The sequence below is a fragment of the Colwellia sp. MB3u-45 genome (assembly GCF_014077005.1).
Taxonomy (GTDB): domain Bacteria; phylum Pseudomonadota; class Gammaproteobacteria; order Enterobacterales; family Alteromonadaceae; genus Cognaticolwellia.
On record NZ_JACGVC010000044.1, the window covers coordinates 197,031 to 217,066 of the forward strand.

Annotated in this window: 18 protein-coding genes; 17 read left to right on the forward strand and 1 reads right to left on the reverse strand. The window is 40.5% G+C overall.

Annotated elements, in window-relative coordinates; translation table 11 throughout:
* Window positions 1-92: 92 nt before the first annotated feature.
* From H4J41_RS06175 to H4J41_RS06195, 5 genes are all read left to right on the forward strand, one after another.
* Window positions 93-893 carry a DUF2797 domain-containing protein gene (locus H4J41_RS06175; RefSeq protein ID WP_404842475.1) on the forward strand — a complete coding sequence of 267 codons (801 nt, stop codon included), beginning with the start codon at window positions 93-95 and terminating at the stop codon, window positions 891-893.
* A 113-nt stretch (window positions 894-1,006) separates the two neighbouring features.
* A complete protein-coding gene (locus tag H4J41_RS06180; protein ID WP_182136612.1) occupies window positions 1,007-1,855 on the forward strand; it encodes an HDOD domain-containing protein in 849 nt (282 codons plus the stop codon).
* A gap of 569 nt (window positions 1,856-2,424) precedes the next feature.
* A complete protein-coding gene (locus tag H4J41_RS06185; protein WP_182136611.1) occupies window positions 2,425-2,763 on the forward strand; it encodes a P-II family nitrogen regulator in 339 nt (112 codons plus the stop codon).
* Between the two features lie 10 nt (window positions 2,764-2,773).
* Window positions 2,774-4,039, forward strand: coding sequence for an ammonium transporter (locus tag H4J41_RS06190; protein WP_182136610.1), 1,266 nt, complete (start codon window positions 2,774-2,776; stop codon window positions 4,037-4,039).
* A gap of 206 nt (window positions 4,040-4,245) precedes the next feature.
* The gene (locus tag H4J41_RS06195; RefSeq protein WP_182136609.1) at window positions 4,246-5,169 is read left to right on the forward strand and encodes a Dyp-type peroxidase; all 924 of its coding nucleotides are present in this window, start codon (window positions 4,246-4,248) and stop codon (window positions 5,167-5,169) included.
* A gap of 104 nt (window positions 5,170-5,273) precedes the next feature.
* On the opposite strand, the gene argR is transcribed toward H4J41_RS06195, so the two are convergent.
* Window positions 5,274-5,747 (reverse strand): transcriptional regulator ArgR, encoded by a 474-nt coding sequence (gene argR, locus H4J41_RS06200; RefSeq protein WP_182136608.1) that lies wholly within the window; start codon window positions 5,745-5,747, stop codon window positions 5,274-5,276.
* A 620-nt stretch (window positions 5,748-6,367) separates the two neighbouring features.
* Here argR and mdh point away from each other — a divergent pair.
* The 12 genes from mdh (at window position 6,368) to mraY (ending at window position 20,030) form a co-directional block, all read left to right on the forward strand.
* Entirely contained in the window at window positions 6,368-7,303 is a 936-nt protein-coding gene (gene mdh, locus H4J41_RS06205) for a malate dehydrogenase (protein ID WP_182136607.1), read from the forward strand.
* Window positions 7,304-7,642: 339 nt separating this feature from the next.
* The gene (locus tag H4J41_RS06210; protein ID WP_182136606.1) at window positions 7,643-8,122 is read left to right on the forward strand and encodes a YcxB family protein; all 480 of its coding nucleotides are present in this window, start codon (window positions 7,643-7,645) and stop codon (window positions 8,120-8,122) included.
* A gap of 205 nt (window positions 8,123-8,327) precedes the next feature.
* The gene (locus tag H4J41_RS06215) at window positions 8,328-9,329 is read left to right on the forward strand and encodes an extracellular solute-binding protein (protein ID WP_182136717.1); all 1,002 of its coding nucleotides are present in this window, start codon (window positions 8,328-8,330) and stop codon (window positions 9,327-9,329) included.
* A gap of 24 nt (window positions 9,330-9,353) precedes the next feature.
* Complete coding sequence (locus tag H4J41_RS06220; protein WP_310649806.1) at window positions 9,354-10,982, forward strand: iron ABC transporter permease; 1,629 nt, start codon at window positions 9,354-9,356, stop codon at window positions 10,980-10,982.
* Entirely contained in the window at window positions 10,979-12,079 is a 1,101-nt protein-coding gene (locus tag H4J41_RS06225; protein WP_182136605.1) for an ABC transporter ATP-binding protein, read from the forward strand. The genes H4J41_RS06220 and H4J41_RS06225 overlap by 4 nt, the downstream gene beginning before the upstream one ends.
* Before the next feature lie 305 nt (window positions 12,080-12,384).
* On the forward strand, window positions 12,385-12,843 hold the full coding sequence (gene mraZ / locus H4J41_RS06230) for a division/cell wall cluster transcriptional repressor MraZ (RefSeq protein WP_182136604.1): 459 nt from the start codon (window positions 12,385-12,387) through the stop codon (window positions 12,841-12,843).
* 51 nt (window positions 12,844-12,894) lie between these two features.
* Window positions 12,895-13,836 carry a 16S rRNA (cytosine(1402)-N(4))-methyltransferase RsmH gene (gene rsmH / locus H4J41_RS06235; protein ID WP_182136603.1) on the forward strand — a complete coding sequence of 314 codons (942 nt, stop codon included), beginning with the start codon at window positions 12,895-12,897 and terminating at the stop codon, window positions 13,834-13,836.
* Between the two features lie 15 nt (window positions 13,837-13,851).
* Window positions 13,852-14,166, forward strand: coding sequence for a cell division protein FtsL (ftsL, locus tag H4J41_RS06240; protein ID WP_182136602.1), 315 nt, complete (start codon window positions 13,852-13,854; stop codon window positions 14,164-14,166).
* A gap of 15 nt (window positions 14,167-14,181) precedes the next feature.
* Entirely contained in the window at window positions 14,182-15,945 is a 1,764-nt protein-coding gene (locus H4J41_RS06245) for a penicillin-binding transpeptidase domain-containing protein (protein ID WP_182136601.1), read from the forward strand.
* On the forward strand, window positions 15,938-17,551 hold the full coding sequence (locus H4J41_RS06250; protein ID WP_182136600.1) for a UDP-N-acetylmuramoyl-L-alanyl-D-glutamate--2,6-diaminopimelate ligase: 1,614 nt from the start codon (window positions 15,938-15,940) through the stop codon (window positions 17,549-17,551). The genes H4J41_RS06245 and H4J41_RS06250 overlap by 8 nt, the downstream gene beginning before the upstream one ends.
* Window positions 17,548-18,948 (forward strand): UDP-N-acetylmuramoyl-tripeptide--D-alanyl-D-alanine ligase, encoded by a 1,401-nt coding sequence (gene murF / locus H4J41_RS06255; protein WP_182136599.1) that lies wholly within the window; start codon window positions 17,548-17,550, stop codon window positions 18,946-18,948. The genes H4J41_RS06250 and murF overlap by 4 nt, the downstream gene beginning before the upstream one ends.
* On the forward strand, window positions 18,948-20,030 hold the full coding sequence (gene mraY / locus H4J41_RS06260) for a phospho-N-acetylmuramoyl-pentapeptide-transferase (RefSeq protein WP_182136598.1): 1,083 nt from the start codon (window positions 18,948-18,950) through the stop codon (window positions 20,028-20,030). The genes murF and mraY overlap by 1 nt, the downstream gene beginning before the upstream one ends.
* Window positions 20,031-20,036 lie beyond the last annotated feature (6 nt).

The window sequence follows — 20,036 nt, forward strand, 5'->3', positions numbered from 1 at the left end:
CTGGCTGCTAGTTGGTGATTTTTATACTATTGCCACCTGAAAAAATAATAGGTTGAGATATGTTGCAAACAGAAACAGGTGCTTTACGCAAAATGCGTGCGGATTTAGCGGCAGATGGTACGGTAAATTACCGTATGGTGCTCGGTGAGCAAGAAGTTGAGTTAAATCCCCTAATAGGCAAGCACCTAACGCTGAATTTTAGTGGTCATATAGATTGTCAGCATTGTGGCAGAAAAGTCAAAAAAAGTTATGCTCAAGGTTATTGTTTTCCTTGTATGCAAAAACTTGCGCAATGTGACATGTGTATCATGAAACCAGAAACTTGCCACTTTGAACAAGGCACTTGTCGAGAGCCAGAATGGGGCGAAAGTAATTGTATGATCCCGCATTATGTCTATCTCGCCAATACCTCAGGTTTAAAGGTTGGCATTACCCGTCATACACAAATTCCAACGCGTTGGATTGACCAGGGTGCTACTCAGGCATTACCTATCTTTAAAGTCAGCACTCGCTTACAGTCAGGGTTAGTAGAAGTTGCTTTAGCTGAATTTATTGCGGATAAAACCAATTGGCGGGCAATGCTTAAAGGCAGTGCAGAAGCGATAGATTTAAAAGTTATTGCTGAAGAACTCAAGCCTAAAATCGCCGAAAAATTGGCAAGTGTTAGCTTAAAATATGGTGCTGATGCCGTGACTGAGTTGGATGAGGATGTGGTTAACTTGCATTTCCCCGTTAAGCAATATTTAACAAAAATATCATCTTTTAATTTTGATAAAACGCCCGAAGTTTCAGGTGTTTTACTCGGGATAAAAGGGCAATATTTGATTTTTGAAACCGGTGTGATTAATTTACGTAAATTTACGTCATATCATGTTAGTTTGCAGGTAAGTTAATTATTGCCAAGGATAATCAATTTACCTAGGATAGATTATATTTTAACTATTACGGGGCGGTTTAATTTTACCGCTACGTGAGTTATAGCGATAAAAGAGATGTGAGGATCATTATGAAGAATGTGAACGATTATGCAAAAGCAGCCGGTGAAATATTTGTACTTTCAGATTCTTTTGTCCGCATTAAAGAGTTGATTGATGATGAACAGTCAACGATTGACGATATTGCTGATGTTATTCTTTTGGACCCGGCATTAGTAGCAACCATTTTAAAACTTGCTAATAGCTCATTTTTTAATTATCCAGGAAAAATTGATACTATCTCTAAAGCCTTACTCGTGTTGGGCATTACTGAAGTTTATAATTTAGTGATAGCTTTTTTTACTAACCGTACCTTTAAAAGAGTGAATGTTGAACAGGACTATTTAGATGACTTTTGGTGTAAAAGTGTGGATTGTGCGCTCATTATCAAATATATCGGTAGCAAACTTAATATCCCCAATGCTGAACGCTTGTTTATTATCGGGTTACTACATAACTTGGGTGAGCTTGTTGTTCAGCAAATATCGCCAGAAAAAATATTAGCGGCTAACAATTTTTCTTCACCACAGCTCCCTTGGGAAAAGCAACATCATGAACTTGGTTTTACTTACGGTGAATGCAGCGCTGAACTTTTAAAGCAATGGCAATTACCGTACAGCATTATCGAACCTATTCGTAATCAAGATAATAGCGATTTCTCTTACAGCACAGATGAAATTAAACTCTTGTATCTAGCAAAACGCATAATGTTGAGTCAGTTTGATTGTAGCTCACACCCTATTGAGTTGTTATTAAGCGAAGATGCCTTGCAGCAATTACCGATAGATGAAAACACGATACAAGAGGCGATCAATTTTTGTGACTTTGAGCGCTTAAGTATTTTAGCCATTATCAATCCAGGCGCGGCAATGATTTTTTAATGGTTATGCCATTTCATTGTTTATAGCGACATTAACCACAACTTATATTGATACTTTACATGCATCAATATAAGTCTTAATACCAGTCTCTAGTCATTAATAAAGCGCTAGCGGTGATGTTTTTTTAATGATCTTTTGGTTTTAAAAAACCTCAACGGCTGCTTGAGTATCAGCTTTTAATCCCTCACTGAAAACTTCAACAATTCTGCTTAATATCAGCCTTTAATGCCTCATTGAATACCTCATTGAATACCTCATTGAATACCTCATTGAAACCTCCCCCTTTAGCTTAATGCCATTAGGTCTTTAGTTTTTACATTAATGCCTGACATATCAGTTTGTACAAAAATATAGCTATTAAGCCTTACTCATTTAGCTCTGTTTTAATGGAGAGGGGCTAATTTTTCTTGCTGAAAATATTGCACCAGTAGCTGACAAATAAATTTCATACGCACTATCCTGGTGCGGCAGCATCAAGCTGTAAATTCCTATCTAATTGTTTTTATACAGTATTTTAATTGGCATGAAGATTGATAAGTATTAGTTAATAATAATTAGGGAATAACAACATGAAACTAGTAAGTGCAATTATAAAACCATTCAAGCTTGATAGCGTCAGAGAGGCTATTTCTGAAATAGGCATTGAAGGCCTAACGGTCAGTGAAGTAAAAGGTTTTGGTCGCCAGAAAGGGCATACCGAATTATATCGGGGAGCTGAATATCAAGTAGATTTTCTCCCGAAAGTGAAACTTGAAATTGCGGTCAATGATGATGTTGTGCAACGGTTAGTTGATGCCATCGCAGAAGCAGCACATACAGGTAAAATTGGTGATGGCAAAATATTTGTTTATGACCTTGAGCATGCCGTGCGAATTCGTACTGGTGAACAAGACGTAGAAGCGATATAGGAGCAAAATTATGGAACAAAATATTTTTCAACTTCAGTACGCAATGGATACCTTTTATTTCCTCATTTGTGGCGCCTTGGTAATGTGGATGGCGGCAGGCTTCTCAATGTTAGAAGCCGGTTTAGTTCGAGCCAAAAATACCACAGAAATTTTGACTAAAAATGTCGCGCTCTATGCGATTTCTTGCATGATGTACTTATTTGTTGGTTACGACATTATGTATGGCGGCGGCATGTTCTTATCCGGTATTGAAACGGTAGATCCCGCCAAGGTATTAGAAGACTTTTCAGCACGAGAAGATGGCTTTACCGGTGCAGCAATATATTCGGCGGCATCTGATTTCTTTTTCCAAGTAGTTTTTGTTGCCACTGCTATGTCAATTGTCTCTGGTGCAGTAGCTGAGCGCATGAAACTATGGGCCTTTTTAGCCTTTGCGGTCGTGTTAACCGGCGTTATATACCCAATGGAAGGTAGCTGGACTTGGGGCGGTAATGCTGTTTTTGGTTTATATACTCTCTCTGAACTGGGTTTTTCTGACTTTGCTGGCTCGGGTATCGTACATATGGCAGGTGCAGCCGCGGCATTAGCGGGTGTTTTACTGTTAGGAGCACGTAAAGGTAAATACGGTAAAAATGGCCAAATAAACGCTATACCAGGCTCAAACCTGCCAATGGCAACGTTAGGAACCTTTATTTTATGGATGGGTTGGTTTGGCTTTAACGGTGGTTCAGTATTAAAACTTGGCGATATTGCGAGTTCACACTCAGTCGCTATGGTATTTCTAAATACCAATGCAGCAGCAGCGGCAGGTGCAATCTCGGCGTTAGTTCTAGCTAAATTGCTCTTTAAAAAAGCAGATTTAACTATGGCGTTAAATGGTGCTTTGGCAGGGCTAGTGGTTATTACGGCAGAGCCATCAACACCAACACCTATTCAGGCCACCTTGTTTGGCGCTATTGCAGGTATTGTGGTGGTGTTATCCATTATCAGCTTAGATAAAATAAAAATTGATGATCCGGTGGGTGCTATCTCAGTACACGGCGTGGTTGGTTTACTGGGCTTATTATTAGTGCCATTAACCAATAGTGCATCAAGCTTTAGCGGGCAATTAATTGGTGCTGCAACCATTTTTGTTTGGGTGTTTTCTACTAGTTTTGTGGTCTGGTTTGTGCTGAAAAAAATTATCGGTATCAGAGTCAGCGAAGACGAAGAATATGAAGGTTGTGATCAATCTGATTGTGGTATGGAAGCCTATCCAGAGTTTACTCGTGGCTAAATAACTTAGGTTAATAAAGCGATTAAAACATTAAAAAGCCTGTGTCTTAACTTACACAGGCTTTTATTATTTTAATGGCTCAACACTCAGTTTGATTATTTATAACAGAGCAAGAGTTTGAAATATTTATCAAAGTTCTACTACCATTAGTCATAAAGTGTGTAAGATTAAGTTATTAACCGATATGTTTATGAGTGGATTGTTAGATGGCAAGAGAGCAGTTTGGTGTTTGTGCAGAGCCCAGCCTTCACGGATATTATTTATTATTTAATGCGTTAGATGATAAAAATTTATTTTTACGTAAAGCACTATCGCGTTTACCCGCCTTATTTGATAAATATGCTGACCGTTTTTCAGAAGCCAATTTAGCGGGCGTTATTGCGATTGGCACAAACTTTTGGGATGAACTTTACCCGCAAGGACGGCCTAAGCATTTACGTCAATTTCCAGAAATGGCGATAGAAGACCGCACCGCTCCAGCAAATAACTATGATCTTTATATCGAAATTCGTGGTGACCGAGCTGACGTAAATCATATTGTTGCGACAAAAGTTTGTCAGTTATTAGCAGATAGTGTTGAATTGGTTGAGCAAGTTCGAGCGTTTCGCTTTTTAGATGGCCGAGACTTAACCGGCTTTGTTGATGGCACTGAAAATCCACAAGGCCATCACCGTCGTCGTGTTGCGCTGATCACCGACGCACAAGATGCCGAATTTTCTGCCGGTAGTTACCTGCATATCCAGCGTTATCGCCATAACTTAAATTTGTGGAACTCATTGGAAGTTAAAGAACAAGAAGACGTTTTCTCACGTACTAAAGTGAACAATGAAGAGTATTCAGAAGAAAATAAAGCGCCATCTTCGCATATTAAGCGGGTTAATTTAAAAGACAGTGCAGGCAATAGCCTTGAAATATTACGCCAAAGTATGCCGTACGGTGATATGAAGCTCCAAGGCTTGTTCTTCGTCGCTTATTGTCACTCGCCTGAGCCTTTTGAATTAATGCTAAAAAGTATGATTGCTGGTGATGCTCATGGCCATAGTGATCATCTACTCAAGTATACACAAGCGGAAACGGGGGCTGCATTTTTTGTACCTAGCTTAAATGTTTTGGCACAGCTTGGTCACTAATACTGGGCATTTTAGTGCCAACGCTATATTGTTTGGCAGATAAATATAGCGTTGAGCGACACCTAATTAAACCTAATAAGTAAACCCCATCCTGAATTAAAGACTTAAGTTAAGTTTTTCAAAAATAATGCTTCAAGCCTAACAATGGTTTGTTTTATTGCTTTAACGTCAGTCGGGGCAATAAAAATAGTATCATCACCAGCAATAGTACCAAGTACACCATCACTTTTACTTAAACTGTCGAGCAAGCGCGCGATTAATTGCGCCGCACCAGGACTCGTTCGAATAATCACCATAACGTCATTGTGCTCAATATCGAGTACTAATTGTTTGAGTGGGCTTTTAGCCGTAGGCATACCCAATTCTGCCGGCAAGCAATAAACCATTTCTTGCCGGGCATTACGGGTTCGTACCGCACCAAACTTGCTTAGCATACGCGATACTTTCGACTGACTAATATTTTCAAAGCCTTGAGATTTTAAGGCTTCGGCAATATCAGCTTGTGAACTAAATTGTTCTTGCTTTAATAAATCTTTGAATGCTTGTACTAAAGCTTCTTGTTTTTGTTGTCCGCTCATATAGGTCCACTACTTGATAAAAATTAGGGTCGACTATTATTGATATATAATACCTACTTAAGACCTAAGTATTATTTCATAATTTTTATTATACGTTATCCTTATAAGGCAATACAGGTTAATAATTCTCAGTCTACCAACTCTATTAAGTCTGTTAAGTTTACTAAGTTAATTTAAGTCTGAGCCGGCTAAGTTAAGTCGTGCAGAAAACAAATTTAACCGTATAGGGTTATAGCCATTTTGCTAAGTTATTGAGCATGAAAGGTTAGCGGCACAGGTTTATAGTTCAAGATGGAAGCTGTGTGTGGGGATCTTTATTAAAATTAATAATACCGAACATAAGTCTTATAAACTCGCCATTTGGGTATTTAGTTGTAAACTTATAAGCTTGAAAATAAATCTAATATATCGCTGAATGAATACCCTAGGTCAGGCGACTCAGAGGGTAAATACAAGCATAATTATCTATAAAATATTTTGCTTGAGCTAAATTCATTCAGAGGCGCTAAGTTGTACAATAAGTTAATCTGTTTGGTAAAATCATTGTTTTTTGGCCATTTTTACTATATCTTTTGGCCGACAAATTATTACGTAATTACTCAAATTTCTGGAGACATCGAATGAAAGTTGCTGTGCTAGGCGCTGCTGGTGGTATTGGCCAAGCGTTATCTTTACTATTAAAAACTCAATTACCTGCGGGTTCTGAGTTATCTTTATATGACGTTGCACCAGTTGTTCCAGGTGTTGCCGTAGACTTATCACACATCCCAACAGCAGTAAAAGTTGCTGGTTTTGGTGCTGATGATCTAGCTGGTGCCCTTACTGGAGCTGATATTGTTATTATTCCAGCCGGCATGCCACGTAAACCTGGTATGGACCGTGCAGACTTATTTGCTGTTAATGCCGGTATTATTAAAACCTTAGCAGAAGGCATTGTTGCAAATTGCCCTAAAGCGCTAGTCGGTATTATTACTAATCCAGTAAACGGTACTGTGCCAATTGTTGCTGAAGTTTTCAAAAAAGCCGGTACTTACGATAAAAACCGCGTTTTTGGTGTTACAACGCTTGACGTTATTCGCTCTGAAGCTTTCATTGCTGAATTAAAAGGCTTGAACGTAAGTGAAGTTAAAATTCCAGTAATTGGTGGCCATTCAGGTACCACAATTTTACCATTGCTTTCACAAGTTCAAGGTGTGACTTTCTCTGATGAAGAAGTTGCGGCTTTAACACCTCGCATTCAAAATGCCGGTACTGAAGTAGTCAATGCTAAAGCGGGTGGTGGTTCTGCTACACTTTCAATGGGCGCTGCTGCTGCTCGTTTTTGTTTATCTTTAGTTAAAGGTTTACAAGGTGAAGATGTTGTTGATTACGCTTACGTAGACGTTGAAGGCGGCGATGCGGCATATTTTGCTCACCCAATTCGTTTAGGTGTTAATGGTATTGCTGAAATATTACCTTACGGCGAGCTAAGTGCATTTGAACAAAAAGCAAAAGATGACATGCTTGCAACATTAAAAGCTGATATCAAAGAAGGTGTTGATTATATCAACGGCTAATTTGTTATAAATTTTGCTTTAAAAACCGCGTTTAACGCGGTTTTTTGTTGCCTAAATTTTGTTCAGGGCTGCTATTATGCTAACAAAGTTATGTTGATAAAGCGGATGATATATCAACAGCTTTAGTCGTGATTTTATTAATCACCCTTTAAGCTGATTTCCTAGCCTAACTTCGACACTGGCTCCTGAAGTAGAGCAGGGATAAACGCCAGATTAGAAATAAAGTGAACCGCTTTAGTTTATTTTTCCTGCGCACAACAAAATCAGCAACTTAATGGCATTGGTATAATGCCAAAATATTGGTAAAATGCGGATAACTTCATTAAACATAACTGTAATATGACTCAGCCCTTTAGTTACCAAACAACATTTATATTAGACAAATCTCATTTTAGTGAATGCTATGATGAATCGGTACCCGCGCCAACTTTCGTTGTGCTATATCGTAAAGGCGCATTTTTGCTACTGATAGGTGCATTGTTGGTGATGTTTTCTGAACTTAATCCGTATGCCGCTTGGTTTATTTTCTCTTTAGGCTTGTTAGAGGTTGTCAGCAGTCGCTATAAAAAAGCCTGGTGGGTGGCACGTCAGATGTTAAGTAAAGTGGCGAAAGCTGAGGTGAGCTTAAAAATTGATGCAGACAGTGTGCATATATCGTCATTTTATAACGACAACAAGATGAAATTTAGCGATATAGAGCGAATAACACACACAGATCAGGGTTGGTTAATTAGTCATAATTCATTTAGACACTATATTTCTAATCGTTGCCTCAATGCATCAGCTCAGGATTTTTTGCAGGCTAAAGTTAGCCAATAACCAATAGATAAGCGGTCATGCTGATGAGTTTTCCTAAACAACTTTTTATCTTTCTGATTTAGTAAGATTTTAGGAAAAATCGCATGAAAGCTGAATGAGAATAATTCTCAAAAACCTTGACAGTGATCAGTATCTTGATTAGTCTGACAGAAAATATAAATTCATCAAATTTTTGATTATTTAGGCGGGCTTCACGTTGAATAAAATCTGGTTTTCTCCTTTGGTATTAGTTGCACTTTTAGCGGCAAGTTTTAATGTAGCAGCAACTGACGAGGTTAATGTTTACTCTTACCGTCAACCGTTTCTGGTTGAACCTCTATTTAATGAATTCACTAAAGCAAGCGGTATTAAGGTTAATGTGGTTTTTGCCAAAAAAGGTATGGCCGAACGCCTAACACGTGAAGGTGAATACAGTCCGGCAGATATCTTATTAACCACAGACATTAGCCGTTTAATTGAATTACAAGATAATGGCTTATTACAACCGGCTCAATCTGCTGAATTAAGTGCGGCAATTCCTGCGCAATTTAAAGCGGCTGACAATACTTGGTATGCGTTAACTACACGGGTACGAAATATTTACTCAGCAAAAAGATTAGGTAAAATTGACTTCAATTATGAAGATCTTGCTGATGAAAAATACCAAGGTCGAATTTGTACACGCAGTGGTAAGCACCCTTACAATGTTGCTTTAGTGGCATCTATGATTGCAGAACACGGTGAAGCAGATACGCTGACTTGGTTACAAAAATTTAAAGCCAATTTAGCGCGTAAACCACAAGGCAGTGATCGTGCACAAGTGCAAGCCATTCATCAAAACTTATGTGACATCTCGTTAGGTAATAGTTATTACTTTGGTAATATGCTCAAAGATGAAAAACAAAAGCTTTGGGCTGAGGCGGTTTATATTAACTTCCCGAATCAAAATAATCGTGGTGCCCATGTTAATATTTCCGGCATGGCGATGGCAAAATATGCGCCAAATAAAGCCAATGCATTAGCATTAATGAATTTTTTAGTATCAGCGCCGGCGCAAAAAATGTATGCGGAAACTAACATGGAATATCCTGTACGCCCAGGGGTAAAACCGTCTAAATTAGTCGCTGCTTGGGGAGAGTTCAAAGCCGACAGTTTACCGCTAGAAACTATGGCTAAACACCGTAAAGCCGCTTTGATTTTACTGGATAAAGCAAAATTTGATTTATAGCGCTTATCATTAAGTTCTCGCCTCGTGCTCACCGGTAATAAAAACACCAGTTGGAAATTCTTCAGCTGGTTTTTTGCTTTAGCCTTAATGTCGCCAATTGTGGTGATGTTATTGGGCAGCATTAATGCGTCCAGCGATCTTTTTAGCCATTTATGGGCGACGGTATTACCTGAATATATCCGTAATACCTTGGTACTTGGAGCGTTGGTGGCCTTGTTATCATTTTGCTTTGGTGTGCCGGCAGCCGCGCTTATTAGCCAAACTAATATTGTTATGGGCAAGCAGTTAAGATGGTTGCTGATGTTACCGCTCGCAATGCCTGCGTATTTAGTCGCTTATTTATATACTGATTTATTTGATTATGCTGGCCCTGTGCAACGGTTATTGCGCGCGTGGTTTGATTGGCAATCACCCAATGATTATTACTTTTTTGATATTAGAACCCTAGGTGGTGCAGCTGTTGTTATTGCCTTGGTCATGTTTCCTTATGTGTACATGTTGACACGCACCGCTTTTGAGCAACAAGACCGTAACTTGTTAAGAGCAAGTCGGTTATTGGGTTGTACCGAGCGACAAAGTTTTTTTCAGATGACTTTACCTTTAGCTCGTCCGGCTATTGCCGTGTCATTAGCGCTAGTCACTATGGAAACATTAGCCGACTTTGCCACTGTGCAATATTTTGCTGTCAGTACATTAACCACAGCTATTTATGATACTTGGCTTGGCTACAATGATTTTGCTGCCGCTAACGCATTAGCCAGTGTGTTGATGTTATTTATTTTATTTATTGTTGTTGCAGAGCAACGCGCTAGAGCGGGGCAGCGACATCAATCAAGCCGGCCAAATACCCAACACCAGCGTAAGCAGCTTAGTATTGCTCAGCAAATCATTGGCAGTATATTCTGTTGGTTTTTAGTCTTTGCTGGTTTTTTATTGCCGGTTATTTTATTGCTAGTAATGGTGATAGATTATGCCGATTATCAACAGCTTGTTGCATTAATTGCTACCGGTAAAAACAGTATTGAAATTGCGACTTATACAGCGACCATCGCCACGTTCATTGCCTTGATACTGGCTTTATTTCAACGTTTACATCAAAGCCGGTTTCGGATGTTGCCAGTGCAAATTTCTGGTTTTGGTTATGCTATTCCAGGTACTGTGCTTGCAATGGCCATGCTCGCCACTTTTGGCCCATTAGATCATGCTATTAACGACGTGGCTAAGGCGTTAGGTTTTGCCGCGCCTGGATTAATATTGTCAGGTACGGTTTTTGCTATTGTCTTTGCTTATATCGTCAGGTTTTCAGCTATTGCCAACGGCACTATTAGCGCGGGTATAGAGCAAATTCCAAAATCACTTGATTTAGCACCAGCGAGCTTAGGTGTAACTACCTTGTCAGCTATTTTTCGTGTTCATCTGCCGTTATTAAAATCATCTATTTTGGTGGCTTGGTTGTTAGTTTTTGTTGAAGCCATGAAAGAGCTACCTGCGGTACTGTTATTGCGACCCTTTAACTTTGAAACCTTGAGTACGCAGATATATCAGCTTATCTCAGATGAACGTTTAGAGCAGGGCGCGTTAGGCGCTATCTTAATTGTCTTGTTTGGCTTATTGCCGATTATTATTCTCAACCGCCAGAAGGACACCCAGTGAAACCACTGATTAATATTGAAAATTTAGCCGTTGAATTACAAACAAAAGTGATTTTAACGCAAGTTGATTTATCATTGGCTAAAGGTGAAATATTAGGACTGGTTGGCCCCAGTGGTTGTGGCAAAACAACCTTACTAAACACCTTAGCGGGTTTTGTCGCACAAAGTGCCGGCACCATTGAAATTAACACCAGCAATAATCAGCAAATAAAAATCAGTACTGCAGCCATGTTGCCGGCAGAACAGCGTAATATCGGGATGATATTTCAAGACTATGCTTTGTTCCCTCACCTTAGCGTTAATGAAAATATTTGCTTTGGCCTGAAAAAATTAACAAAAACAGAGCAAGCAAAACGCTGTAAAGAGTTACTGACTTTACTTGAATTAACTGAGTTTGGACAAGGTTACCCGCATCAACTATCTGGTGGGCAGCAGCAAAGAGTCGCTATCGCCCGTGCTTTAGCTCCACAACCTAGCTTATTATTACTTGATGAACCTTTTTCAAATATTGATGCTAGGTTACGTAATGAATTAATGATTGAAATCAGGCAGTTATTAAAGCGTTTGGGTATGACCGCTATTTTTGTTACTCATAATAAAGATGAAGTGTTCACCTTTGCGGATAAAATTGCCGTTATGCATCAAGGTAAGGTGCTACAAATTGGCCCTCCTGCTCAGGTTTGCCAGCAGCCTAATAGTTGGCAAGTAGCTGACTTTTTACAACTGGGTAGTTGGCTGCCGGTAGCACTACTGGCGGATTATAATCACGCGCAAGTAACAAGCCTAATTGGCCAATTAGCGCCTAGTGCTATCGTTAATGCACCAGTAGACAACAAGAAAGACTCGACACTTAGTTACCAATTATTGGTTAAACCCAATAATATCGAGTTATGCGAACAACAGGGCAGTAATGTCATCGTTGAACATATCGGCGTAACTGAACAAGGCTATCACTATTTACTCAGTAGTATTGAGCAAAATAGCGCACTAGTCTTCTCACAATTGAGCTTTTATAGCCCAGAACTATTTGCCTTAGGTGATAAACTAGCGATAAAGTTAAAGGGCGAAAACTTTAATTTATATACCCGCGCCACTTGAATAGGCAGATTTTTGCCAGATGAAAAAAGTGGGTTTATTGTCACTAATTGTTGACACTAGAATGACTTTTTTAGTTACAAAAAATTAATTTTCAGTCTACATTGGGCGTCAGATCCACAAAAGTGCACAATTTCATTCACTTCCCTCAAAGCCTTTATTTACAGGCATTCAGCGCTATGGATTTGCAAAAACTTTACTTGACATAAGTTTACTTTACTCACTAAACTGTAACAATGTGGTAAAAAGTGGGAATTAGTGGATCGTAGGTGATCCCAAAACAATCAAAGTGGATAATAAAGTAGATTATGTTCAGAGGCACTAGTGCAATAACACTCGACAGCAAAAATAGGATCACTATACCTACGCGGTATCGCGAGGAGCTATTTGCTGATTGCCAAGGAAAAATGGTCTGCACTGTAGATATTCAACATCCGTGTTTATTGTTATATCCACTACCCGAATGGGAAGAAATAGAATTAAAGCTTTGTGAATTGTCGAGTATGAATCCACAAGAGCGTTTATTACAACAAGTGTTATTAGGTAATGCCTCAGATTGCGAAATCGATAAAAGTGGCCGTTTATTAATTAATGGCCCACTGCGCCAACATGCAGGCTTGAAAAAAAACTTGATGTTGGTAGGTCAGTTGAGAAAGTTTGAAATCTGGAATGATAGCGCTTGGCAAAACCAAATGCAGCAAGGCATTGCACAGATTCAGTCAGGTGAAACAGAGCTCACTGACCGATTACTTGATTTATCTTTATGATAAATCGTTCAATGAAAATTATGATAACTAGATGGCGTTGATAAATTTATAATGCAACATGATAATGCACATATTTCAGTTTTACTGGCCGAGTCAATCTCTGGATTGGCGATAAAACCAGAGGGGACTTATATCGACTGTACCTTCGGTCGTGGCGGACATTCAGGTTTAATTCTTGATAATTTAGGTCCTAACGGACGCTTGATCGCGATAGACAGAGATCTAACCGCGATAGAAGCGGCAAAAAAATATGCCGCCGATAAGCGTTTTATTATCGAACATCACGGTTTTGCTGACTTACAGATGATTGTTGAGAAGCATGAGTTAACTGAAAAAATAGACGGCATTTTACTTGATCTTGGCGTGTCTTCTCCGCAACTTGATGAAGCAGAACGTGGTTTTAGTTTTATGAAAGACGGCCCACTCGATATGCGAATGGATACCACACGTGGCCAAACAGCTGCCGAGTGGATAGCAGTGGCCGACGTTGAAGATATTACTTGGGTGCTAAGAACTTTTGGTGAAGAAAAACATGCTTGGCGAATTGCTAATGCCATTGTTGACGAGCGTGAAGAAACGGCACTGACACGTACCGGACAATTAGCACAGTTAATTAAGAAAACAGCACCACAAAGAGAAATGAAAAAGCATCCTGCAACACGTAGTTTTCAAGCGATTCGCATTTATATTAATAGTGAGTTAGAGCAAATTGAAAAAGTACTGTCTGCGTCTTTGTCGGTATTGGCGACCGATGGTCGTTTGGTGGTGATTAGTTTTCACTCGCTCGAAGATCGGTTAGTGAAACAGTTTATGAAAAAGCATTCGCAAGGCAGAAAAGTGCCACGGGGCCTACCCATTAGCGAAGAAGAATTGAACAAGGGTAAAAACTTGAGCTTAATTGGTCGCAGATTAAAGCCCAGTAAAGATGAAGTGGAAGAGAATGTTCGCTCTCGCAGCTCAGTATTAAGGGTTGCACAGAGACTGGCGCGCTAATCATGGTGCGTTAGTATGGCAACCAAGAAAGTAGTGTTGTTTTTTGATATCTGGTATGACATTCAACGTCATTTAGCCACTTATGGCGTTTTATTATTGGTGTTGATATCAGCGTTTTCAGTGGTTTATTTTACCCACTTAAATCGACAAACAACCAGTAAAATTGAAATTTTATTAACTGAACGTGACGCCTTAGAAATTGAATGGCGCAACTTATTACTAGAACAAAACAGCTTAGCCGAACACAGCGCGATAGAAAGCAGTGCAGCAAAGCAACTTAATATGACAAGGCCAGATGCAAGCTCGGAAGTTATTATTAAATTACCATGATTTATTACCACGGGTATGGCAATGAAAAAACCAGCACAACATAATCCAAACACGGTAGCATGGCGTTTTTACGTTGTGCTAGCTGCTGTTGTGCTTATTTATGCTGGCTTGATGGCCCGTACCGCATACATTCAAGTGTTTGAACCTGACATGTTGAAAAAACAGGGCGACAATCGCTCGTTGCGTACCAATACTAAAACGGTGCAACGAGGCTCGATTGTTGACCGTAATGGTCATGAGTTAGCCATTAGTGTGCCAGTAGAAACCGTTTGGGCTGATCCTAAAATTATTTTTGATACTAATGCCTTGTCTATGACAAAACATTGGCAGGCTTTGGCTGATGTCTTGGGCCAAGACGTTAGTGAATTAAAAGCAAGGGTAACTGAAAACCCAAGTAAACGTTTTGTTTATATTGAACGTAAAGTTGCCCCCGCTATGGCGGTTTACATTCAAGAATTGAAAATTCCTGGCATTCATTTGCGAAAAGAATCTAAACGCTTTTATCCGGCGGGTGAAATAAGTGCTCATCTCGTTGGCTTCACCAATGTTGATGATAAAGGCATTGAGGGAGTTGAGCGCGTTTATGATCAATTGCTGACGGGCGAAAATGGCGAGAAACAATATCGTAAAGACGCCAAAGGTCGAAAAATAGAAATATTGTCGGTCAAAGCGGCCACGCCACCAGAAAAAATCACCTTGAGTATAGATCAACGTATTCAAGCACTCGCTTATCGTGAATTAAAGGGCGCAGTGAAGGCGTTTAAAGCTACATCAGGTTCGGCAGTGGTCACCAATGTCAATACCGGTGAAGTTTTAGCGCTAGTAAACAGCCCGTCATATAACCCAAATAATCGCTCTGGTGTTGCCATTCATCGTTTTCGTAACCGCGCTATTACCGATATTTATGAGCCGGGTTCAACCATGAAGCCACTAACGGTATTAACCGCCTTGGAATTTGGCAGTATAAAAAAAGATAGCATTATTGACACTTATCCCGGTTGGATGCGCTTAGGTGGCAGTCGTGTCTCTGATCCACGTTACCTTGGCAAAATTACCCTTTCAGAATTATTAGTACACTCTTCTAACATGGGCACCACTAAGTTGGCGTTATCTGTACCAAAAAATTACCTTATCGACAAATTTTTTGACGCGGGCTTTTCTGAAGACACAGGTACAGGTCTGGTCGGTGAAAGTTCGGGCATGATGCACGATAGGCCGCGTTGGTCAAAATTTGAGTTAGCAACTTTGTCTTGGGGCCACGGCGTAGCCATTACCCCTATTCAGTTGGCGCGTTTTTACACCACATTAGCCAATGGCGGTATTAAAATGCCCTTAACGATTTTAAAGCAAGATGCAGCATCGCTAGCGAAGCAAAAACAGGAGCGTATTTTCTCAGCTGAAAATAGTCAAAATGTTGTCGAGTTGTTGGAAAATGTGGTTAATCAACACTATACCGTTGCAAAAGTAGATGGTTATCGCGTGGGCGGTAAAAGTGGCACAGCGATTAAAGCCTTTGCCGGTGGTTATGGTGATGATTATGTTGGCCTGTTTGCCGGTATAGCACCGATCTCAGATCCCGAAATTGCCGTGGTAGTGGTGATTAATGATCCCGGTGGTGATTTATACCATGGCGGTGAAGTGGCTGCGCCAGTTTTTTCACGAATTATGAAGGGCACACTACGACTACTTAATGTGCCGCCTGATGACAACACGCGAGTATCTTCGGTGCAAGCAGAGCAAAAAGCGAAAAGTTCAACTAAGGAGCATGATCATGTCTGATCACGCTTTAACGGTTTCAAATCAAGCCATAAACTTTGCTGCTAAAAACCTTGCTGCTATCGAAGCAGTATTAAGCTTGGGTGAAATATCGCTAACAGCAAATGATTTGACTCAACTTAAAGCGACTTTTAATCAGCAAGCTAGTGCTACTAAGGCTAATTTAGTCAACGATACACGAGCACTTATTGCCGGTGATGTATTCTGTGCAGTTATTGGCAGCTTACGCGATGGCCGCGAATATATTGCTCAGGCGCTGGCCACAAATTGTGCGATGATATTGCAAGAAACTACCGAGTCATCAGAGCATGGTCAACTCACTTGGTGTCAACAGGCATCAGGTAATGCGATACCCGTGTTAAGTTACTATCAACTTAACCATGAGTTATTCGAGCTAGCAAAAGCGTTTTATAACGCGCCCCAGCAATATTTAAATATCATTGGTATTACCGGCACTAATGGCAAAACCAGTACCAGCCAAATTATTGCCAACTTATTAGATGCTTGTCAGAAAAATTGTGCGGTTATCGGCACTAATGGTGCTGGCAAGCTTGCGCACTTAACAACTATTGAAAACACGACGCCGAGTGCGACAGAGCTACATCAACTACTGGCGTTATTTGCGGAAGAAAAAATTACCGATGTAGCAATGGAAGTATCATCCCACGCCCTAGCGCAAAAACGCGTCAGTGCAAGCCTATTTAACACCGCAGTTTTCACTAATTTAAGCCGTGATCATTTAGATTATCATCAAACCATGACCGAATATGCGGCGGCTAAGCGAGCAATATTTAGCTGTGATGGTAAGCAAGTTGCCGTTATTAATGGTGATGACCCCCAAGCGCAAAGTTGGTTAGCCCATTGGCCAAAATTACAGCCTGTTGTGGTTTATGGTCGAGGCGAAAATATCGCTAACTTTCCGCGCTTTGCCCAAGCACTTAATGTTGAGCACCACACTAAGGGTGTCAGTTTCACGCTCAACACTGAGCAAGGCCAAGCTGAAATTCGAAGTCAGTTGTTAGGTGATTTTAATGTTGAAAATCTATTAGCGGCGATTGCCGTATTGATGGTCGAAAATATAGCACTAACCACTATTACTAGCGCGATTAGCCAACTAGTGCCGATTATGGGCCGTATGGAAGCCTTTTCGTCTGCGGGTAAACCAACCACTGTGGTTGATTATGCTCATAGCCCCGACGCATTATCTAGTGCGTTAGATGCCTGTCGCTTACACTGTCATGGCAAGTTATGGCTAGTGTTTGGCTGTGGTGGTGATCGTGATGTGGGTAAGCGGGCTTTGATGGCGAAGGTGGCAGAAAGTAAAGCCGATCACATCATCATTACCAACGACAATCCACGCAGCGAAAACCCTGAGGCTATTGCCGCTGATATTATTGCTGGCTTAGGCAAAACTGCTCACTTTGAAAAAATATTAGACAGAAAAACCGCGGTATTAATGGCATTAAAACAAGCCGATGCTGATGATGTCATTCTTTGTGCTGGTAAAGGCCATGAAGACTACATTATTTTTGGCAATGAAAAACGTCATTATGATGAGCGCGCCATTGTCAAAGCATTCTACTCACTAGAAAAAGAGCTAACGTTATGATCTCTTTATCCTTAACTGAGTTATCGCAAGCTGTTAATGGCCAATTAATCGGTGAAAACCTCACCATTAATGCCATTAGTACCGACAGTCGAGCATTAAAGGCCGGTGATGTTTTCTTAGCCTTGCACGGACCAAATTTTGATGGTCACAAATTTTTAACTCAAGCCAGCGAACTTGGCTGTAGCGCTGTTATTGTTGAGCAAGCTCAAGACAAGCTTAATATTGCGCAAATCGTGGTGAAAGACAGCCATCAAGCACTAGGCGACATTGCGGCTTATGTTAAAGCAAAAGTGGCGCCAAAAACCGTGGCGATCACCGGCAGTAGCGGTAAAACCACGGTAAAAGAAATGGTGGCGGCGATTTTAAATCGTTTAGGCAATGTTTTAGCCACAAAAGGAAATTTTAATAACGATATCGGTGTGCCGTTGACGTTATTACGACTAGAGCAAAAACATGACTTTGCGGTGGTCGAATTAGGCGCTAATCATATTGGCGAAATTGCTTATACTGCTGCGCTAGTCAAGCCAGATGTTGCCATGATTAATAATATCGCCGCGGCTCATTTAGAGGGCTTTGGCGATTTATGTGGAGTCGCCCGAGCGAAAGGTGAAATTTTTTCTGGCTTAAACGCCGGTGGTGTGGCGATTTATAACCAAAACACCCCGTGGGCGGATAAGTGGCAATGGCGTTTAACTGACAAGCAAGTACGGCGTTTTTCCTGTCAAGGCAGTGCAGATTGTTATAGTCATCAAGAAGTCTTAGATGATAACGGCTGTGCGAGTTTTCAGTTAATAACGCCAATCGGTAATACTTATATTGAACTCACTGTGCCAGGCCACCATAACGTCTGCAATGCAGTTGCGGCTGCAACGATAGCGTTAGAGTTTGGTGCCAGTTTAGATGATATTCGCTTGGGTTTAGCCGCTATGGCTGCGGTGAAAGGGCGTTTGAATCTACATCAACTGAGTAGTAAAATTAAGCTAATCGACGATAGTTACAACGCCAATGTTGAATCAATCAATGCAGCGTCAGATTTATTGGCGAGCTACTCAGGGCGCCGGATACTCATTCTCGGTGATATGGGGGAATTAGGTGGTGAAGCTCGTCGTTACCATCAAGAAGTCGGTGAGCATGCAAAAAGTAAAGAGATTGATGATTTGTTGACCTTAGGTGTATTAAGTCAAAATGCCACTGATGCTTTTTATCGAGGGCGCAATACACAGGCACAACATTTTAGTAGCAAAGAAAAACTCATGTCACGTTTACAACAGTTACTTCAAGATGAAGAACAGCAAGTGACATTATTAGTTAAAGGTTCGCGCAGTGCTCATATGGAATACGTAGTGGCTGATATTATTAAATGGCATAACAGTCAGACTATGCAGGAGCAGGCATAATGTTACTTTGGTTAGGTGAGTATCTCACCCCGTATTATTCATTCTTTAATGTTTTTTCTTATTTAACTTTTAGAGCGATCATATCAACGCTTACCGCCTTGATTATCTCGTTATATTTTGGTCCTAAATTGATCCGCGCTCTGCAAAATATGCAGATTGGCCAAACGATTCGTGACGATGGTCCAGAAAGTCATTTAGTAAAATCGGGTACGCCAACCATGGGCGGGCTGCTAATCTTAGCGTCAATTGTGGTCAGCGTTTTATTGTGGGCTGACTTAACCAATACCTATGTTTGGGTGGTGTTGTTTGTGTTGGTCAGCTTTGGCTTGATTGGTTTTGTTGATGATTACCGTAAAGTTATTCGCAAAGACTCCAATGGGTTAATTGCCCGTTGGAAGTATTTTTGGCAAACCGTAGTCGGCTTAGCAACCGCTATATTTTTATACCAGTTTGCTCAAGGCCCTGAAGAAACCACGTTATTAATTCCCTTCGTTAAAGATGTGTTGCCGCAGTTAGGCTTGCTCTATATCGGCTTAGTCTATTTCGTGATTGTTGGTACCAGTAATGCCGTTAACTTAACAGACGGTCTTGATGGTTTAGCGATTGTGCCAACTATTATGGTGGCAGGTGCGTTTGCGATATTTGCTTATATGACAGGTAATGCCAATTTTTCTGAGTATTTACATATTCCACACATTGCTTTAGCGAGTGAACTTGTGGTGGTTTGTACCGCTATTGTTGGTGCAGGTTTAGGTTTTTTATGGTTTAACACTTACCCTGCGCAAGTTTTTATGGGTGATGTTGGCTCGCTTGCTTTAGGCGCTGCGCTAGGCGTTATTGCTGTCTTAGTTAGGCAAGAGTTAGTGCTATTTATTATGGGCGGCGTTTTTGTGATAGAAACGCTCTCGGTTATTTTGCAGGTAGGCTCATACAAGTTGCGCGGGCAACGAATTTTTCGTATGGCGCCCATTCATCATCATTATGAGTTAAAAGGTTGGCCCGAGCCAAGAGTGATTGTGCGCTTTTGGATAATTTCTTTAGTCTTAGTCTTGGTTGGATTAGCAACCTTGAAATTAAGGTAAAAATAA